The sequence below is a fragment of the Pseudocnuella soli genome (genome assembly GCF_004347775.1).
GTDB lineage: Bacteria > Bacteroidota > Bacteroidia > Chitinophagales > Chitinophagaceae > Flavisolibacter > Flavisolibacter aquaticus.
On sequence record NZ_CP037755.1, the window covers coordinates 959,593 to 979,338 of the forward strand.

The following is a 19,746-nucleotide window of genomic DNA, read 5'->3' on the forward strand; positions in this document are numbered from 1 at the left end:
CTGGGGCAAGGGCGCCGATGGTATGAAAAATTAGTGCCGGAAATGCCGCATACCGGTCATTACCAGCGCCAAACCTTTTTCCTGGCAATAGGCAATGCTATCCTTATCACGAATGGAGCCGCCGGGCTGGATGAATGCGGTGATGCCCGCTTCGTGGCCCAGTTGCACACAATCGTTGAAGGGGAAAAACGCATCCGATGCCATCACGGCGCCAGCCAGATCAAAGTTGAATTGCTTAGCCTTTTCCACCGCGTGGCGCAGGGCATCAATGCGGCTGGTTTGCCCGCAACCTTTACCCACCAATTGCCCGCCTTTTACCAACGCAATGGCGTTCGATTTTAAGTGCTTGCACACAATGTTGGCAAACTCCAGGTCTTTGCGTTCGGCATCAGAGCTTTGGCGGCCGCCCACTTCTTCCCATTTTTCAAAATTGCCCACATCCTTGCCTTGCTGAAGGGTGCCGTTTACGGCGTTTTTGTAAATGTTCGGGGTAGTATTGGTGTTTTTCAATTGCAGCAAAATGCGGTTCTTCTTGGCTTGCAACACCTGCATTGCTTCTGCTGAAAAACTGGGCGCAATCAGCACTTCAAAGAAGATCTCGGAGATGGCATTGGCAGTAGCAGCATCCACTTCTTTGTTGGTTACCAGCACGCCACCAAAAGCGCTTTCGGGGTCGCCGGCTAGTGCATCTTTCCATGCTTCGGCTGCTGATGCCCGTGAGGAGATGCCGCAAACATTGGTGTGTTTGATGATGGCAAAAATGGCATCGTTGGTGCCGTCAAATTCTTTGATCAACTCAATGGCCGCATCCACATCCACCAGGTTGTTGTAGGAAAGTTCTTTGCCGTGCAGTTGTGCAAAACACTGGCTCAGGTCGCCGTGGAAAATGGCGGTCTGGTGCGGGTTTTCGCCGTAGCGCAACACGGTTTGCTGGCCGGCACCCAGCACGGTCAGTGCGGTATCGGGGTTAAAATAATTGTTGATGGCAATATCATAGTCGGCCACGATCTGGAAGGCTTTTGCCGCAAATGCACGGCGCTGTTCCAAGGTAGTTTCACCGCCCTGCTGCGCTAAAATTTCTACCAGCTTGCTATAATCGTCTTTCGATGCAATGACGGCTACATCCGAAAAGTTTTTGGCTGCGCCGCGGATCATGGAAGGGCCGCCAATGTCGATCTTTTCAATGATGGCTTTTTCCTCCGTGGTGTTGGCAACCGTTTCCTGGAACGGATACAGGTCCACAATCACAAGGTCTATTTCGGGGATCTTGTACTGCGCCATTTCCTGCCTATCGGTTTCCACGGCACGGCGGCCCAGGATGCCACCAAACACCGCGGGGTGCAGGGTTTTTACACGGCCACCCAAAATAGAAGGGTAGGTGGTGAGGCTTTCTACCGGCACCACTTCAATGCCCAGTGCTTCAATGAATTGCTGGGTGCCACCGGTGGAATAAATGGTAGTGCCTTGTGCCTGTAGCTGGCGTACCACGGGCTCCAGACCATCTTTGTAAAAAACGGAAATAAGTGCAGCGTTGATCTTTTTGTTCATAAAAATGGGGTTGAGGGGCGCAATCGAAAGTGGGGCCAAGGTGGCCGGCAAGGCGCAAAGGTAGGCGTCTACCATTGCATCACAAAAGCGCCGCTGGTGCGTACATCGTGCAGGGGCCAGCGCAGCGAGTCGGCTAGGCGCCGCCACTGCTGCACCCGGTAAGGCGGCACCGTGGCATCGAGCACCAGTTGCGCCGGGTGCAGGCCATTTATTTGTCTTGGAAGTTTTGCTTTACCCGAAACCACCAGTACTGCCGGTGCAGTGTTGGGAAAAAGTGCCGCACTGTCGTAAAAATGAATGGTCTTTTTTGCAAAACGAAACGCAGCCCCTTGCACTGGCTGCACGGCACCGGCACGAAAAAGGATGCGGGCGGGCCGCAGGTGAAAAGCCCGCTCAAAGCCATCCTGCAACAAGGCTGTATCGCCGTTGAAAAATACCTGCCGCCCGCTGATAAAATCGGCTGCGCGGTGGCGGGGCACATGGTATACGATCAACCTATTGAGCCGCGATGCTTCCCACAGGTTGTAGCTGCGCAGGCCGGCAAAAAGCACCAGGAAGGCCAGTGCATACCGCAATGTGATTTTATCTTTTGCCAGCCACCAATACCCTGCACTTCCGATGGCCGCGTACAGCAACAGCACCTGCAATACCGAAAAAGAAAAGCCATCCCAAAGCGCAAAAGGCAGCGCACTGAGCCGCACAATGTAGTCGTTCAAAAAGCGTATGAGCCCCTCCGTGAGCCAGCCAATTGCCGATGCCAGTGGTGTGAACCAATAAAATGCGCACAACGCCATTTCGAGCAGAAGCACACCGCTGGATAGCGGTACCGCCAGCAGGTTGGTGATAAGGAACAGCACCGGGAACTGGTGAAAATGAAACAGGGAAATGGGCAGCGTCAAAATTTGCGCGGTGAGGGTAACGGCCACCAGTTGCCACACCCAATCCACCGCTTTGTTGGGAAAATACAGCAGGTGGTACAGAGGCTTGTAAAAGATTAGAATGCCGCCCACGGCGGTGTACGAAAGCTGGAAGCCCAGATCCCACAACCAGAATGGGTTGTAGCAAAGCAACCCGGCTGCGGAAAAAGCCAGCGTGTTGAGCGGTGATGTTTGCCGGCCAATCAGTTGGCCCAGCGTCATGCAGGTAAACATCACTGCCGACCGCACCACTGAAGGCTGTGCGCCGGCCAGCAGCGTAAACGCCCAAAGCCCGCCTGCAATAAACAGGAAACGAACAACCCGTCCACGCCGGCGCAGCAGGCCCGCAATGCGCACCAGCAGCCAGTAAATAAGCCCCAGGTGCAGCCCCGAAATGGCAATAACATGCACCACGCCGGTGTTAGAGTAAGCCTGCACCAGCCCTTTGTCCAGGTCGTCTTTATAGCCAATGAGCAGGGCTTCGGCGAGGCCCTGTTCGCGGGGACGCTGGATGTGTTTTTGTAAAATGCCAACGATTGTTTCCCTGCTCCGGATTAATGCCCATTGCAGCCCCTTGCCATCGTGGCCGGGCAAGCTGCGGTATTCGTTCCTTTTTAAAAATATCTGGTGCGTAATGCTCTGAAAAAGGCAAAACCTGCGGTAATCGAATGCGCCGGGGTTGCCGCTGTTTTGAATAGCCTGTAATGGTTTTTGCAGCAATACGCGGTTGCCGTAAACAAGGTTTTCTGTATTGCCTTCTTTGTCGAAATACAAGATGATGCGGCCCGTGGCCGAAACCATCCTGCCGTCCTGAATAAGGTGTGTAATGCGGGCAATGGCTTTTACCGAACGTGGTTTTGAAACGGGCATTTCATCTAATGCAGCAATAAGTCCATCGCCTTCTTTGTATGATTTACCAAACCACCGCGAGTCATTTCGAATGTTTTCTTTTTGCACCAGCCAGGCACCCAACGCCCATATCAGCAGGAGCAAACTGCCGCCGGCCAAAAAGCGCAGCCGGTATTTCGATCCTTTTGATAGAAAGGGATAACTAAACGTACACAACAAAGCACTGGCCCCAATAACTGCAATAACGGTAATGGATAGCTGCAGGTACCACCCGCAAAGGATGCCCAGCATGAGCAGGGGCAACAGGCGCAGAAAAGGCGCAAGGGTCCACCAGTAGGTTTTGGTTGCAGGCATCGTATTAAGATAAACAAGATGCGGGAAAATAAAAATGGCACTGCCCGCTGACCGGTTTTATTTCAGCGGGTTTTTGGGATAATCGAAGAAGAGGAACTTTTTGGGTGCCGTTACAAATTCACGCCAGTTGCCCACATCGGCCGAAACGGCAAACACGCTGCAGGTGGGCATATCATCAATGCGCACATTGGAGAGCATGTTGGCAAAATCGGTGATGCCCGGATTGTGGCCAAACAGTGCCACGCAATCATTGCCATCGGCCAGGCCAGCCACGGTTTGATATATGGAAGATGCCGGTGCCAGGTACAGGGTTTCCACCAATTGGATATCGTCGTCTTTGATGTTGTATGCTGCTGCAAATGCTTTGGCGGTTTTATGTGCCCGCTTGGCCGGGCTGGAAACAACCAGGTCGATGCGTGGTACCTTTTCCTGCACCCGCTGGGCCATCTGGGGTGCATCTTTTTTACCACGGTCGTTCAGCGGCCGGTCAAAGTCGGCTTCGTTTTCGTTGGCCCAAGAGCTTTTTGCATGGCGTACCAGCAGCAATATCTTCATGCACGAAAGATAGGCGCAAAGGCGCAAAATCTTATGTTATTAATGCCCACTGAAGCAGCCGGTATATATTCAATATTCCGCTTTTTGTTACCACCAAAAACAAGGACCTTAGTAACCAAACCACCAATACCCATCTTATGAACCAACTGCCCGGCCACGCTGCTTCATCGCTGGATCCGCAACCGCCTGATAACAGCGCCACTGCGGCCGTGCCAGTGCACAATCATGGCGATGGCAATGGCGGGCAGCATGCAAAATCATTTGCCCTGCTCAATGCCCTGCCGCACCTGGCCTGGGTAGCGGCGCCGGACGGCAGCATTCAATACCACAACGGGCAAGCCCAGAACTTTGCGTCTTTGGCCATAGCCGAACAACATTGGCATTGGCTGCACCTGCTGCACCCGCTGGATGCTGCAGCAACTATAGCCACATGGAATGGGGCTTTGTCGAAAGGCCTTTCATTTAAGCAGGAACACCGGCTGCAAATGGCCGATGGTAACTATCGCTGGCACCGCACCGAAGCCCAGCTGCACACCGACGAATACAGCGATACCAAATTTTGGCTGGGCACAGCCACCGACATTCATGCGGAAAAAGAAGCCGCGCAGCAACTGCAGCAGCAGGAGCAACTGGTGTACACCGTGCTGGAGGCCAGCCCCAATTGCATTTCGGTGCTCGACAGCGAAGGGCGGCTGGTTTATATCAATAAAAACGGGCAGCAACTAATGGAAATGCCCGGTTTCGATGCCGTGCGGGGCAGCTTATGGTGGGATCTGTGGCAGGCGCCCAACCGCGAAGAAATCAAAGGGGCACTGGAGCAGGCACTGGCCGGCACAACCGCCTATTTCCAGGCCTTTTGCCCCACGGTAAGAGGCACGCCCAAATGGTGGGATGTGGTGGTATCGGCAGTGCCAGGCACGGCTGAAGCGCCCAGCCGGCTGCTAGTTATTTCCCGTGATATTACCGGCGAAAAGGAAGCCTCGGAGCGGATGCACCGCCTGAGCAGGCACCTGCAACTCTCCACCCGTGCGGCACAGGCCGGCACTTGGGAAGTGGACACCGCTACGCAAAAACTGGAATGGTCGGCACTGCACAAACAACTCTGGGGCTACCCCGAAGATTTTGAAGGCATCACGCCGGCACACTGGCAGGTGGCCATCCTGCCCGAAGACGAACCCTATGTGGTAGCGCATTTCAACCAAACTGAACGCCAGCACCTGCCGGTGGATGTGTCGTACCGCATCAGGCGGGTAAACGACGGCAGCGTACGCTGGGTGCGGTCGCTGGGCAGCTATACTTATAACGAAGCCGGCGAGGCCACCGCCATCAGCGGCATTTGCCTGGATATTACGGAGCAAAAGGCGGCCGAAGAACGGCTGCAGCAAAGCGAAGCCCGCTTCCGCCGTATTTTTTACAACAACCCCATCGCCATTTGGGAAGAGGATTTTTCGGTGGTAAAAAGTAAAATCGATGCCTTGCTGGCAAACGGCATTACAGACATTGGCGCTTATTTTTCGGTGCGGGAGGCCGAAATGCTGCAGCTGGTAAACAGCTTGGTGGTGCGGGATGTAAACGAAGCGGCGCAAGCCCTGTATGGCGGCACCCGCCAGGAAACGCTGGCCTGCCTGCCCAAGCTTTTTGTGAAAAATACCCTCAACGCATTTCTGGAGGAACTTAAAATAATGGCCACCGGCGGCGGCCGGCTGGAAACCGAAACCCTGATACAAAACAAATGGGGCGAAGTGCTGCATGTGCTGATGCGGATTGATTTTCCTACGGACGACGACTACAGCAGCATCCAGGTGATTTTGATCGACATTACGCAGCGCAAACAAGCCGAGGAAAAGGTGCGGGAAAGCGAAAGCCGCTTCCGCATCCTAGCCGATACGCTGCCGCAAATGGTGTGGATCATGAATGCGCAGGAGCAGTTTGAATACGCCTCCGATGCCTGGGCGCATTATTCGGGGTTTGGCGAAATAAGGGCCGCGTGGCGGGCCATGATCCACCCCGACGATGCACGGCAAATGATGCCGCTGTGGCGGGCCAGCATGGCAGCCGGCACGCCGTTCCGCTACGAGCTGCGCCTGAAAGGCAAGGACGACGGCTACCGCTGGCATTACTCCGTGGCCGAGCCGGTAAAAGACGAAGCCGGCAACGTGGTCCGCTGGATTGGCGCCATGACCGACGTTCATGCACAAAAAACGTTTGCGCAGCAACTGGAGCAGGAAGTATCGGAGCGGACCGCTGAACTGCACAAAGTAACGCAGCAACTCAAAAGCCTCAATGGATACCTGCTGCTGCAAAACCAGACTTTTACCCATGCCGAAGAAGCCTCGAGGCAGGGATCGTTTTTCTGGGACCCGGGCACCAACGCCGTTAATTACTCCGAAAACCTGTACCGCCTGCTGGGCTGCGAGCCGGGCAGCTTTGAACCGGGCTTTGAACAATTTCTCCGTTTTATTCACCCCAACGAACGGGAAGGCGTGATTGAAACAGCGGTGCATACAGTGCAGGAAAAAAAGGTGCCCAACAGGCCCATCCGCATCATCCGAACCGATGGGGCCATCCGCTACCTGCAGGCCACCGGCCGCACGGTGCAAACCGATGGCGCAGAAGTGATCATTGGCACGCTGCGCGATGTAACCGAGGACGTGCTATTGCGGCAGCAACTGCAGGAAAACAATATGGAACTGGAGCGCAGCAATGCCGACCTGCAACAATTTGCACATGTGGCCAGCCACGACCTGAAAGAGCCGGTACGGAAGATCCGGTTTTTTGGCAGCTGCCTGCACACCGAATTCGGCCATCTGCTCCCCCACAAAGGCATCCAGTATTTGCAAAAAATAGAAGCCGCCGCCAGCCGCATGTACACCATGGTGGAAGGCGTGCTGCAATACTCCGCACTGAGCAACAACGCCGCCGCACCGGAGCCGGTAGACCTGGCCACCGTGCTGCGCAGCATTGAAGCCGACCTGGAGCTGATGATCCGCGAAAAAGGTGCCCGCATCGATTATGCGGCGCTGCCGGCGGTGCAGGGCCACGCAGTGCTCATTTACCAGCTTTTGTATAACCTGCTCAACAACGCACTGAAGTTTTCGCGGCCCGGTGTGCCGCCGCTAATCCGCATCAGTGGCCGCAGGGAAAACGGCCAGGTGCTGCTGGAGGTTACCGACAACGGTATTGGTTTTGCGCAGCAGCACGCCGAGCAGATTTTCAAAACATTTTCGCGGCTCAATACAAAGGAAGCTTACGAAGGCACGGGGCTGGGGCTAGCATTGTGTAAAAAAATTGTGGAGCGGCATGGCGGTACCATCACAGCACAGGGTGTGGTGGGCAGCGGGGCCACATTTACCGTAGTGCTGCCCGATGTGGTTGAGGGTAAATAGAAATGTTGCTACCGGTTAAACACTGTCTTTGGGTCTGTGCCGCTTTTTTGACGAAAAAATTGAACGCAATTAGCAGAGATGATGATTGATTTCCGGCTGGCAGCAGCGCATGATGAAGCCACGGTTCTGGCGATGATGGCCGATTTTTATGCCATTGATGGTTACCCGTTTAACCGCGAAAGGGCCGGCCACATTTTTCAAACACTGGTAGCCAATGAGGGCGTGGGCAGGCTATGGCTTATTGCTGAAAACACGAATGTCATCGGCTACGTGTTCCTGGCGTTCAGCTTTAGCTTTGAATATGGTGGCCGTAATGCATTCATTGATGAATTGTACCTGCATCCTCCACACCGCCATAAAGGCATTGGTAAAACAATACTGGCCTTTGTAGAAAAGCAAGCCATTGCATTGGGCGTACAAACCCTGCACCTAGAAGTGGAACACCACAACGATGCCGGGCTAAAACTTTACGGCGGCCGCGGTTTTAAAGACTCTGGACGTTATTTGTTTGTAAAGCGGCTGGGGGGAGCGGAGTCGGAAGACGGAAGTCCGCAGTCGGAAGACGGAAGGAAAACAGTCTGAAAAGACCGGAAAGACAGGAAAGACGGAAAAGTCAGTAAAGAAAGATTAGGTGAAATAAAAAGTCCTACAGGTGAAAAGGAGATTTTCATACCTGTAGGACTTTATTAAAATAACAAAACTTCTTTCCCGTCTTTACTGACTTTTCCGTCTCTCCTGTCTCTTCTTCCGTCTCCCCTAATATCCCCGCTCGTTGCGGCCTTCCATAAAGTTGATGAAGGCTTTGTTCACCACGCGGTTGCCGCCGGGAGTGGGGTAGTTGCCCGTAAAATACCAGTCGCCCAGGTTGCCGGGGCAAGCCTCGTGCAGCGATTCGATGCTTTGGTAAATAACATCCACCGGGATGTTGATATCGGCAGGCGTGATCAGTTCGGCAATCTTGCGGTTTAGCTCCTCGATGGTAAACGGCTTGTACACCTGCTTCACCAGGTTCTCGGTATGGAGCAGTCCTTTATCCAGCAGTTCCATGCATTGGTTGTACAGGTCGGTCAGCAGGCTTTCCTGGCCGCTTTCTTTCAGCAATTCCACGGCCGCATTAAAGGCAATAAAATCGCCCATTTTGCTCATGTCAATGCCGTAACAATCGGGGTAGCGAATTTGCGGTGCAGAAGAAACCACGATGATGCGGGCAGGCTTCAGGCGGCTGAGCATGCGGATGATGCTTTCGCGCAGCGTGGTGCCGCGTACAATCGAGTCGTCGATCACCACCAGCGTGTCCAGCTCTTTTTGCACCGTGCCGTACGTAATGTCGTACACGTGCTGCACCATTTCGGAGCGATTCACATCTTCGGTAATAAAGGTGCGCATCTTCACATCCTTGATGGCTATTTTTTCCATCCTGATTTTACGGTTGATCATCTCCGATAGTTTCTCCGGATCGTAGGTGCCGTTCCAGGATAGAATGCGTTCGGTTTTGATCTGGTTGAGGTAGGCTTCGCAGCCTTTTACCAGGCCATAAAAAGCCACTTCGGCCGTGTTGGGTATAAACGAGAAAATGGTATGCTTCAGGTCGTAGTTCACGGCTTCCAGCACGGGTTTGCTCAGGTGGTAGCCCAGCGACTGGCGCTCTTTATAGATCTTTTCATCGGAGCCGCGTGAAAAATAGATCCGCTCAAAAGAGCAGGCCCGGCGCTCTTTTGGTGCTATGATTTGTTCGATGCTAACGGTGCCGTCTTCGGCTACAATCAGGGCGTGGCCCGGCATCAGTTCTTTTACTTCATTTTCACCCACATTAAATGCGGTGCGGATGGCTGCCCGCTCCGATGCGGCCACCACCACTTCGTCGTCGATATAGTAGTACGAAGGCCGTATACCGTGTGCATCCCTAAACACAAAGCCAATGCCGTTGCCGGTCAATCCGCCCACATTAAAGCCGCCGTCAAACAAGGGCACTGCTTTTTTCAGCATCGATACAATATCGAGCTGCGCAGGTGAGGCTTCGTCGGCTTCCACCAGGTAGTGATAAATCACTTCCATCATGGCGGCCAGGTCGCTTTGTTTTTGAAAATTGCCGGGCTCCATGCCTATTTTTTCAAACAACTCCTCGGTGTTAATGAGGTTGAAGTTGCCGGCCAGCGCCAGGTTGCGGGCGGTAATGGTGTGGCGCTTGATAAAGGGGTGGCAAAAATTGACGTCGTTTTTTCCCTGTGTGCCGTAGCGCAGGTGGCCTAGCAGCAGCTCGCCCAAAAAAGGCAGGTGCCCTTTCATGAGGCCGGGGTAATTGGCAATGTCTACGTTGAACTTTTGCAGCTCGTTAAAATCCTGGCCGATCTGGCGAAACAGGTCGGCAATGGGCTGGTTGGTGTTGCTGCGCAGGCGTGCCAGGAAAGGATAACCAGGTTCCACGTTCAGCTTTACGGCAGCCACACCGGCGCCATCTTGGCCGCGGTTGTGCTGCTTTTCCATCAGCAGGTACAGCTTATTCAATCCCCACAGTACCGATTTGTATTGTTGCAGGTAATAGGAAAAAGGTTTGCGCAGCCGCATAAAAGCCAGCCCGCATTCGTGTTTTATAGCATCGCTCATGAGTGGTAAAAATGGAAGGCGCTAAGGTAAGGCAATGGATTTACGATTTGGGATTTACGATTGATGATTAAGGCTTCTATAAGCAATGCCCACCCTATGCAACCACCGGCTGCTCAAATCGTCAATCCTAAATCGTAAATAGTCAATCCCTAAACCGGTACCCGCACTTTAAGCCGGCAGCCTTGGCCCGGCGCCGATGTCAGTTGGATGGAGCCGCCAAACAACTCGGCACGGTTGCGGATATTGGAAAGTCCCAGGCCGCGGCGCACCGTTTTGGGGTTAAATCCTACGCCGTCGTCCGCAATTTCCAAGTGCACCTCGTCCTGCAGGCGGGTTAGCGAAACATGTACCGCGTTGGCTGCGGCATGGCGGATGGTATTGGTAAGCTGCTCCTGAATAATGCGGTAAACCGCCAGTTTTTTCTGTTCGTCCAGGTCGTTTTTCGCATATCCTTCGTGCCTGAACGAAACACTGAGGTTGCCGGTGCGCTGGATGGTGGAGCACAGTTCGGCCACCGATTCGGTCAGGCCCAGGTCCTGCAGCGAGTGGGGCACCAGCATGCGGGAAATCTGCCGCACTTCATTGATGGAGCCCGACACATAATGCAGCGCATGCGCCACCATGTCTTGCGCCGCCGCCATATCCGGTGCGGTGCTGGCCATCTCGAGGTACAGTTTGATGGTGGTAAGTTGCTGGCCAATATTATCATGCAGCTCTTTGCCAATTTCGCGGCGTTCCCGCTCCTGGCCATGCAGGGTGGCCCGGGCCACGCGGCGTTGCTGCGCCATTTTTTCGTCCAGCAGCTTTTGGTTCAGCTTTTTTTGTTCGGTTATGTCGGTAAATGAGCACAGCAGGCATTGCAGGTTGCCTTCGTCGTCCAGCACCGGGTCGGTATTGATGTGCAGCCATCGGTAGGCATCCTGCTCTTCGATCCAGTAGCCATTTACCTGGTGGTGGATGGGTGCTTTCAGCACCATGCTCTGGTGCACCGGCCGCCGCTCTTTGGGCAGCTCGTTTCCTTCTTCGTCAATTACGCGGGGCACCACATCCCAGGCGCATTTGTTGGTCAGGCTTTCGTAAGGCTGGCCCAAAATGCGGCCCATAGCGGCATTGGCTACCATAATGGAGCCGGTTGCATTGAGCAGCAGCACGCCTACCTGCAGATCGCGAACGAGGGTGCGAAACCGCTCTTCGCTGGCTTTGAGTGCATCGGTGGCAAACTTGCGCTGGCTATCGTCGTGGAAATAAATAACAAAGCGCTGCACGCCGGGGTGTTGCAACAGGTTGTGGCCCCGCACGGTACACCAGGTATAGCCGCCGGCGCCGTTTTTCAGGCGTATTAAAATAGAACGCAGTTCCGGCATGCCTTTCAGCTCCAGGTCGAAGGCGCCATGCGCCACTTCGTGGTCGTGCGGGTGTACAAATGCAAAAATGTTGTGGCCAATAATGGTATGGGGCTTAAAATGCAGGATGGTTTCCACGGCAGGTGTTACAAATTGCACCACGCCCTCCGCATCGCACAGCACCGAGCCGTAAGAGGCTTCGAAAATAAGGCTGCGGAAAAAGTTCTGGTTGCAGCAGCCTTCTTCGGGTTGTGGCACCGCACAGTGCGTAATGCGCTCCGCCGCAGGCACGGCCGTTACCTGCCAGCCATTGGTGCCAGCCACTTTAAACGGACTGGCATACAGCACAGTACTTTGCTGCTGGCCATTTTGCAGGCGCATTAAAAAAACGCCCAGCGAGTTGTTTTCCATAGGCTGGGCCAATGCATCCGTTAGCCGTTGCTGGTCTTTGGGGTGACAAAAATGGGCCAGCACCGGCGGCTCATCAAACCGGGGCAGGGTGTGGGGCAAAAAAGCGGCCGCGGCATCATTGGCCGCAAGTAGTTCGGCACCATCGGCACCAACAATCCAGCCGGGCAGCGGCGACTGCTGAAAAAGGGGAAGCTCGGCACCCAGTTCGGGCTTGTTAATGGTCAACATGGAAAAAAAGCTGCCGGTGTGGCAACGGGGCGCCAAAAGTAAAAGCTATCCCGCAAGAAAACTGCAAAACAAGCCCGGCAATAAAAAAATACCCTGCCGGTTGGGGGAGGGTATTTTTTAAACAGGTGTAGCGTACGTTTTATTTGTTGGCCGTCGATTTAGAGATCCATTTCTGCAACTGCGGGCAGCTTTGTGCATCGGCATCATCCACCATAATATAGTAATTGGGAATCCGTGCATTCAGCCATTTGTCCATAGCGCCAAATTTTTTCTCTTCCAAAGCCATGGCGGCAATTTTATCGTAGTCGTCTTTGATGTTCATGCGGTGCGGCTCGGTGCGGGCCCGCAGGTAAATGATGCGTACGCCTTTTTTGCCCCGCTCATCGGTAAACACTTGCGGCTCCGAGTATTCGCCCACTTTAATCTTATCCAGCAAGGTCACAATGTCTTTATCGAGCTCGTCGATGGTAACAAACGAAGAACCGGTGCGGCCGCCGGTTATGAACGGGCCCTGGTATTTGGCAGCCTCATCTTCGGTGTATTTGCCTGCGGCAATGGGGAAGGTGATGGTGCCGGCTTCCAGTTGTGCCTTTACAGAATCGAGCAAAATAGTTGAGGCTGCGGTTTCCACATCAGTAACCGGCGGAATGCGGAGGATGTGTGCCACAATGGCTTCGTCGCCGTTGCGCTGGATCATTTGAATAATGTGGTAGCCAAATTTGGATTTGATCACCGGCGAAATCTGGCCATCTTTCAGGCGGAATGCACCGGCCAAAAACGCGGGATCCCAGGTTTTTTCGTTGCGGTTGATCTGGTATTGTCCGCCACGCTCCTTGGAGCCCGGGTCTTCCGAAAAACGGCGGGCCAACTGGTCGAAGGTGGTGAGGCGGCTATCAATCTGGCGTTTGTAGTTGTTCAGTTCGTCAATTACATACAACTCCATATCGCGGCTGGCCTTGGGGTACAGCACAATCTGGCCAATTTCGTATTCCGACTCGTAAAAAGGAAGGCTGTCTTTTGGAATGCGGTCGAAAAATGCCCGCACCTCGGTAGGCGTAATTTTTACCCCTTCCATGATCTTGCGCTGCATGGCTTCGGCCAGCTTGCGTTCCTTCACGCTTTCCCGCGCATCGTCTTTGATCTGGTAAATGGTTTTGCCGGCAATTTCTTCCAGCGCCTGCTGGGTGCCGTATGCACGGATAAACTCCCGAACCCTCAGGTCGAGGTCGGCTTCCACCTCGTCTTCGGTTACTTCCAGCGAATCTTTTTCGGCCTGCAGCATCATTACTTTCGATACCAGCGCCTGTTCCAGGATCTGGCAGGCAGCGCCTTCCGGCACCTGCTGGCCCTGGCGGGCAGCATCGGCAATGGCGTTGGTTACGTCACTTTGCAAAATGATGCGGTCGCCCACAATGCCCAATATTTTATCGGCCACCATTTTTTTGCCTTGTGCAAATGCACCTGTGGCCAATAAAAGCGTGGTGGCGAAGGCTACAACTAATTTTTTCATAATAAAAAACGAAGGCTGTAAAAGTACCTTTTTCGGCGTAAACGGCCGGGGCAGGGGCTTGGATTAACAAAAGATTGAAGCCGCAGCATTGCAAAGGCCTTTCTAGGCTGGCGTTTGCGGCCCGGTGGCGCGGTATGGAGTGGTTACTTCAATCCTGTTTTGATCGGGGTCGAGGGTTTCAAACTCGTAGTATCCATCACCGGTTTTCCGGGGGCCGCTGAGTATTTCAAAACCTGCCTGCCGCAGTTCGGCGGCTTTGGCATCTACAGCCGCCATTGTATCCACGCCAAATGCGAGGTGGATGATGCCGCGGTGCTGCGCCGTTACTGTATCATTCAGGTTGGCCGGTATGCCCTCTTTCTGCATCAGCTCCAGCCGGGCTCCGGAGCTAAAACTGAGAAAGTAGCTTTGAAATCCTTTCGACTCATTTACATACAGCGCATTGGCCACGCCGCCGAAATATTGTTCGTAAAATGCTTTCAGTGCTTCGAGGTCGTCGGTCCAGATGGCTACATGTTCCAGGATCATTTCAGTGGGGCATTTGGGTAAATAAAATGCAACGGTACTAGGCTATAACTTTTTTACAATGGTGCAATTCAGGCGGCTGACTGGCTACGTTTTTTCGATAGCAACATTACCGTTACCACCACCAGCCACAGCGCCGAAAAAGCAACGAGTCCATAAAGATTTGCCTGCAGGTCTTCGGGGTCGAAACGGCCATGGATGCGGGAACGGAAAAACCTGTTGGAGTAGGCCTGTGCCCATTCGATGGTCATGCCAAACAGGTATAGCGCAACAAATATAAACGCATGCCGGAGCAGGTTTTTGCCGGCAAAGGCCAGGTTGAGGAATGCGGCAGCGCCAAAGTAAAATGCGGTGTGCAGTTCTTTATCAATATGCCGGAAGGTAGCAGGTAGTTTGAGCATAAAGCCCACTACCGCCACTGCAAAAAGCAACAGCAACACAAAGACCCGTGTTTGCAATGAAAGACCAAATCTCATACAGTGGTTTTAGCAGCAAATGGCGCCGCTAGCTACAACGCAAAGGCCACCAAAAATATTGGGTGATGGGTAAAGGTTAGTGCAGCTTTGTTTGCTGCAGTGTTGCAAGCCATTTAATTGCGCTGCATAAATAAAAGGTGTTGTTGTTGCGCATATTTATTTCAACCGGTACAATAGCGAGATGTTTGCGAACCTATTGTTTATGCGCACTTCCTGTAAAATCCCAAAACTAGACCTGTCCTTGACAGTATTGATAAGTCCATAACTGTAACGCACATTAACATCCATCTTTTTTGAAAGCTTATAACCAGCAATGGCATTGGCCGATACATCGATGGTTTTGTATGAAGGCGGATATTCCTGTTCGTCTGGCGTACTATATAGTTTGAGTGCAGCCGCCGGACCTGCACCAAAGTAAAAGTTGGTGCAGTTGTATTGCAGCATCAGCGGTAACTCGAGATAAGCAACCTGCTTGGTGCGCCGAATGATCCTAAACAAATTGCTGGACTGGTCATTGGGTTTTACCAACTCGAGAAAACGATAGCTGGCGCCTATAATGGAGAAGTTTGCCTCGGCGGCCAGGGTCCATTTCTGTGTGAGTGCATTTTTGAAGAACACACCTGCCTGTACGCCCACAATTGGTTTATTATCGAAGGTGTTGGCTGGCTTTGTAACAGCAAGTTGATTGGCATAGTTGATTCCTGCTTTCAGACCAGAATAGCTTTGACCAAAAACAAAGTTTACAATCAGTAATAGAGCGGTAAGCAGTGAGGCATTTTTGTACATAGTGAAAAGCATGTCAGTTGGTATTGTGAATGCGTATTCCAGCGGGTGTTGCAAAAAGTATAGGGCTGCCACCGGCGGAAACAATGTTTGATCGTTACAATATAATGCAACCTTATACTTATTTGCAAGCGCTGGCCCGCAATCAATTTGTGTCGGAGTACACTATGCCCGTTGTAATTTCTTTTTCGGTGTCAAATATTAGGACGCCTTCATTTTGGTCATCGAGCTGGCCGGCAAGGGTGCCGCTTTTCGTCCAAACAGCACTTTGTCCCGCGCTGATGAAATCATCGCAGGGACCAACACCATTAGCCACGAACGCCGGCATGGAAAACTGCCTGGCCACCGCCGGAAAATGCAGCATTGCTTTATCAATGCCCCTTTGCGCTTTTGCCACCGAAGCAATATAGATGGCTGCACCCAGCCGATGCGCATTTTTAGAATGGTTCCACTGCAGGCTTTCGTAGCAAATTGCCGGCGCTATTTTTTGCTGTTGCACCTGCAGCATGAGCTGCTCCCTCCCACTAACAAAATATGGGGTTTCATCTTCGTGCAGTTGTTGTTTTGAATAAACCTGAATGGGTGTATTGGGTTGCAACACGATCATGCTGATGTGTATACCGTCGGCGGATTTAGTAGGCATACCCAAACCAATAGTAATTCGGTGCGTATTGCTTATTTCTTGAAAGGCATTGAACAACGGATCATCAGTATTGGAAGCCAGTGCCGCAGCCAGCGTTGGTTCGTATCCGGTCAGGGAAAGTTCGGGGAAAAAGATAGCAGCCGCATTGTTGGCAACAGCCAATTCAATCAGCCCTTTATGCTTTGCTGCATTGGCTGTAATGTTGCCTTTAATGGACCGGGTTTGCGCTATTGCAATGTTCATGATGGTGGCTTTGGACGAAGTAAAAGTTACTGCTTATCACAACAACGTTCCGCACTTGAATGGTGGGTGGCTTAGCTGATATCAGTGAGTTTAACGATCCGATCACCAGCAAATTCAAAAACAGATGTTCCTGTGAGGTTGAGTTGCTGGCCCTTTTTAAGCCCGTTTGGAAAATCCATTGCCAGCACTGCGGTATAATCAACTGCTATTGTGGTTTCGGCTTCTTTATGGTTAAACGATTTGACCGTTTGACGCCTGTTTGTAAAAAAGGTTTTTGCCCTTTCAGCCTGCTCTTTAAATGCATCTATTCCAGTTAGCGACAGCGTGATTTGCCCGTCCTGGACATTTTCAAATTGGATGCCTTCGGCAAAGTAGGCAACCATTTGGTCAACCGAAAAATTGTTGTACCCGTCGATGTAGTTTTGAATGATGTTTTCGCGGTCGGTCATGCTGTGGGAAAATTTTTGAGTGGTAAATCCGTTTTATTTTTTGATTCAATATTGTAATTGAAGCGAAGTACTTCTTTCTGCCATAGCGTTAATACCTGCTCCGCTGCGAGTTTCCCATTTGTTGCATTGATTGTTAACTGGTCGCGAAATGACTTGACGTAATGCGCCCAATGAACTCCTTTGGAATCTTTCAATAAAAAGTAAAACCCGGCATCACCAAATTCTTTCCCAGAAGATTCAAGTATCAATTCACCATTAGGTCCAACGGCTGGCGTCATCAGTACGGTGGCATTTCCGTTTGGCAGCGGGAACACTGCTTTGATACAAGCGATTCCGGACGACAATGTGCCCACACCATAAACACCGGAATAAATAGGATCGCCACTTGATTTAATCGAACGGAGCCAGAATGTGTACTTTGTTTTTCCGCTGTCTGGTTCTGCAAGTGCGATGATCTTACTATCCAACTCACTATAGGTTGTTGTGTTTGCAATAGGTATATTCAACTGCCGCAACCGGTTGCTGAATAGTTTACTGATTAGAATGCCAAAGCCTTTAAATAAAAGGTTCCACCGTACAGAAAATTGCAAGTTGTACCGAGCTGTGTTTTCGTAAAAATCAACTACTTCCGGCAATACCTTTAGCCGATGCGCTTCCGGCAAATTCAGGCTGGCTATATCCGGGATCAAACCTCCTAATGTTGTTTCCCTGTTGATTGTTAGCTTTTCATTTGCTGCCAATTCATTGATAAAACTTTCACCAACAATTTCTGAACTTCCAAATGGTCCCATCAGCCAGGAACATTCATTTGGATCAATCTTTCGACCGCGAACAATTACCCATTGTTGGGTTAACCAATCCTGTACCTTTTGCATCGGACGTGGAAAACTCATGCTATTTTCCGCTATTAAGTTTTGGTATATGATTCGAACGTCCGTTCCATTCGCCGGCTTCTAAAATAGGCTTAAAGCGTAAGGTTGTAAATTCAAAATGAAAGTCTTTTCTGTTCCGCTCTCCCATTGCATCCACATGCCTTTTTGGATGAGGCACCTGGCTATGTCCACGAACCATATCTGTCATTTCTTTTTGCGATTTCCATACTGAAAAAGTGGAAACCGTTCTCGGAAGCCTGATGGAAGCAAATGATAAAGTGGTGCCGGGATGGTCGCGAACCAATTTTTCAACAGGCCGTCCCCAGCGAATAAATCTCGGCACTTCAGGTAGTTTCATGCGGGCTAGTGTTACCGCCACAACCGGTGCGTGGTTCTCTTCCAATTCATGTGATTCGTTTGGCACTTTAAATGCACTCAGCGTACCCCACTGCCGCATAAATAAAAGGCGGCAGTGCCATCCCTTCTGCAACACCGCACCTAACGAACTGCCTGATAGAAACTGGTCGATGGCTTCTTCGCTTTCCCATTGTGCAAAAACAACAAGCTGCCTCAAAAGCATGCGTGACGGCGAAAAAAATCCTGAGCCGAGTGTCATTGCCGTCATACATTCTGCATGAATTAAGCCCGGATAGTTTTTTGGTTTGGGAGGAAATAGCAGTGCCTTTAGCGCTATAAAATGTGATGTGGTCACAATGTGGTAGCTGAATACACTCATGCCCAGCAAAAGTGCACATTTTATTTAAGTGATCAACCTGGTAAATTGTACGCTTTTGTGAACGGCTGTGATCTTTTACAGCAAGGATTAACCCCAGGTAAATTTTTATTGCTGATCAACTAGACTCTCCATTGTCGCCTGGCGCTTTAACTCGAAATTGTTGCAGGCGGTGCGGCCTAATACTATTGATTTTGCGTAAATATTGATAACTTAGGTTGGTATGAAAATCATCACGCTATTGTTAGCGGTTCTGACGTTGTCCAGCGTTGTTGCCCAGGACAGCGCAACGATTTTTGTGGAAGCTGGCCGCTCTATTGCCGAAGTGGCCACGCCTGCCCGGATGTACCGTTTTCCAAAATTCAGTCCCGGTAAAATTGTGTTTAAAGACAAGAGCACATCATCGGGCATCATGAATTATAACCTGTTTAACGAGGAGATCGAATTCATTTCGCCACAAGGCGATACGTTGGCAATTGCCAAGCAGCAGATGCTGAACATTGGCCATGTGGCTGTTGGCAACAAGCTGTTTTATTTCAACAATTTTTTTAAAGAAGGTTACCTCGAAGAAGTGTTTGATGCGCAGGAGCATAAGCTGTTGAAACGCGAACGGTATGCGTTGCAAAAGCGGGAAAAAATTGGCGGTTATAATCAACCCAATCCTACATCCGCAATTGATTCGTACAGCAATTTTATCAACAACCAGGGCGTGATGGAAACCAACCTGCTGGTGCGGGAAAATGTGACGTTTTATAAGCGGACCGATTATTTCTTTGGTGATCGGTTCAACTACTTTGTGCCCGCCAATAAGAAGAATTTGTACAAGGTGTTTTCCAAGAAGAAAAAGGAACTTGATGCCTATTTAAGCAGTAATGAATTGGATTTTAAAAAGGAAGCAGATTTGATAGCGTTGTTGCGCTATTTGGAGGGTTTGTGATTTATTTAATATTTGCAGGTATAGATATCGCCAGAGAGCGTGTTGACGAAATCTTCAATTCATTATGCTCTGTTGCATTAGCTATGCAAGTATAATAGTGATTCCAGACAGAAATTTTACCCTCAAGCTGTAATCTTATATACATACTTTCTGCTGTTGTGTTTTTGGGCTATCGCAATATTGGTTAGATGCACAATAAATGCTTACTAAACCAAGAATCCCTTATGGTTTACTTTACGGCAGTTGAGGATATGAATATGAACGAAATTTTATGTGACATGGGGTGCAACTTTACCTAGTGTATCGCTTTTTCATCCAAATTGGTTTGACTGGTATGCATTTTATTTTAATATATTAATCTCATGCAAACCGCATATTTT

At 51.1% G+C, this 19,746-nt stretch carries 16 protein-coding genes; 3 read left to right on the forward strand and 13 right to left on the reverse strand.

From position 1 onward, the window contains the following. Positions 1-30 precede the first annotated feature (30 nt). The 3 genes from purH to EPD17_RS04070 all read right to left on the reverse strand — a co-directional run bounded on the left by purH (position 31) and on the right by EPD17_RS04070 (position 4,223). Positions 31-1,548 (reverse strand): bifunctional phosphoribosylaminoimidazolecarboxamide formyltransferase/IMP cyclohydrolase, encoded by a 1,518-nt coding sequence (gene purH, locus EPD17_RS04060; protein WP_132051991.1) that lies wholly within the window; start codon positions 1,546-1,548, stop codon positions 31-33. 68 nt (positions 1,549-1,616) lie between these two features. Continuing rightward, positions 1,617-3,668 (reverse strand): ComEC/Rec2 family competence protein, encoded by a 2,052-nt coding sequence (locus EPD17_RS04065; protein ID WP_132051993.1) that lies wholly within the window; start codon positions 3,666-3,668, stop codon positions 1,617-1,619. 57 nt (positions 3,669-3,725) lie between these two features. Further along, positions 3,726-4,223, reverse strand: coding sequence for a SixA phosphatase family protein (locus tag EPD17_RS04070; RefSeq protein ID WP_132051995.1), 498 nt, complete (start codon positions 4,221-4,223; stop codon positions 3,726-3,728). A gap of 137 nt (positions 4,224-4,360) precedes the next feature. Between EPD17_RS04070 and EPD17_RS04075 the strand changes: the two genes are divergently transcribed. Both EPD17_RS04075 and EPD17_RS04080 read left to right on the forward strand, forming a co-directional pair. Further along, the gene (locus EPD17_RS04075; protein WP_132051997.1) at positions 4,361-7,609 is read left to right on the forward strand and encodes a PAS domain-containing sensor histidine kinase; all 3,249 of its coding nucleotides are present in this window, start codon (positions 4,361-4,363) and stop codon (positions 7,607-7,609) included. Positions 7,610-7,687: 78 nt separating this feature from the next. After that, a complete protein-coding gene (locus EPD17_RS04080) occupies positions 7,688-8,191 on the forward strand; it encodes a GNAT family N-acetyltransferase (protein ID WP_132051999.1) in 504 nt (167 codons plus the stop codon). Positions 8,192-8,365: 174 nt separating this feature from the next. Here the strand turns inward: EPD17_RS04080 and EPD17_RS04085 are convergent, their stop codons facing one another. From EPD17_RS04085 to EPD17_RS04130, 10 genes are all read right to left on the reverse strand, one after another. After that, the gene (locus tag EPD17_RS04085; protein ID WP_114236984.1) at positions 8,366-10,213 is read right to left on the reverse strand and encodes an amidophosphoribosyltransferase; all 1,848 of its coding nucleotides are present in this window, start codon (positions 10,211-10,213) and stop codon (positions 8,366-8,368) included. Positions 10,214-10,362: 149 nt separating this feature from the next. Beyond that, a complete protein-coding gene (locus EPD17_RS04090; RefSeq protein WP_132052001.1) occupies positions 10,363-12,195 on the reverse strand; it encodes a PAS domain-containing sensor histidine kinase in 1,833 nt (610 codons plus the stop codon). Positions 12,196-12,334: 139 nt separating this feature from the next. Further along, positions 12,335-13,705: a peptidylprolyl isomerase gene (locus tag EPD17_RS04095; protein WP_132052003.1), complete on the reverse strand. Its 1,371-nt coding sequence runs from the start codon at positions 13,703-13,705 to the stop codon at positions 12,335-12,337. 102 nt (positions 13,706-13,807) lie between these two features. Continuing rightward, complete coding sequence (locus EPD17_RS04100; RefSeq protein WP_132052005.1) at positions 13,808-14,233, reverse strand: VOC family protein; 426 nt, start codon at positions 14,231-14,233, stop codon at positions 13,808-13,810. Positions 14,234-14,301: 68 nt separating this feature from the next. Beyond that, positions 14,302-14,706 (reverse strand): hypothetical protein, encoded by a 405-nt coding sequence (locus EPD17_RS04105; protein WP_132052007.1) that lies wholly within the window; start codon positions 14,704-14,706, stop codon positions 14,302-14,304. 156 nt (positions 14,707-14,862) lie between these two features. Continuing rightward, positions 14,863-15,492, reverse strand: coding sequence for a porin family protein (locus tag EPD17_RS04110; protein ID WP_165929517.1), 630 nt, complete (start codon positions 15,490-15,492; stop codon positions 14,863-14,865). Positions 15,493-15,634: 142 nt separating this feature from the next. Then, the gene (locus EPD17_RS04115) at positions 15,635-16,375 is read right to left on the reverse strand and encodes a carbon-nitrogen hydrolase family protein (RefSeq protein ID WP_132052011.1); all 741 of its coding nucleotides are present in this window, start codon (positions 16,373-16,375) and stop codon (positions 15,635-15,637) included. Between the two features lie 71 nt (positions 16,376-16,446). After that, the gene (locus tag EPD17_RS04120; RefSeq protein ID WP_240040734.1) at positions 16,447-16,758 is read right to left on the reverse strand and encodes a nuclear transport factor 2 family protein; all 312 of its coding nucleotides are present in this window, start codon (positions 16,756-16,758) and stop codon (positions 16,447-16,449) included. A gap of 62 nt (positions 16,759-16,820) precedes the next feature. Continuing rightward, on the reverse strand, positions 16,821-17,717 hold the full coding sequence (locus EPD17_RS04125; protein ID WP_132052015.1) for a hypothetical protein: 897 nt from the start codon (positions 17,715-17,717) through the stop codon (positions 16,821-16,823). A gap of 1 nt (position 17,718) precedes the next feature. Next, positions 17,719-18,432: a hypothetical protein gene (locus tag EPD17_RS04130; RefSeq protein WP_132052017.1), complete on the reverse strand. Its 714-nt coding sequence runs from the start codon at positions 18,430-18,432 to the stop codon at positions 17,719-17,721. Between the two features lie 220 nt (positions 18,433-18,652). On the opposite strand from EPD17_RS04130, the gene EPD17_RS04135 reads away from it, so the two are divergent. Continuing rightward, positions 18,653-19,366, forward strand: a complete 714-nt coding sequence (locus EPD17_RS04135) for a hypothetical protein (RefSeq protein ID WP_114236993.1) — start codon at positions 18,653-18,655, stop codon at positions 19,364-19,366. Positions 19,367-19,746 lie beyond the last annotated feature (380 nt).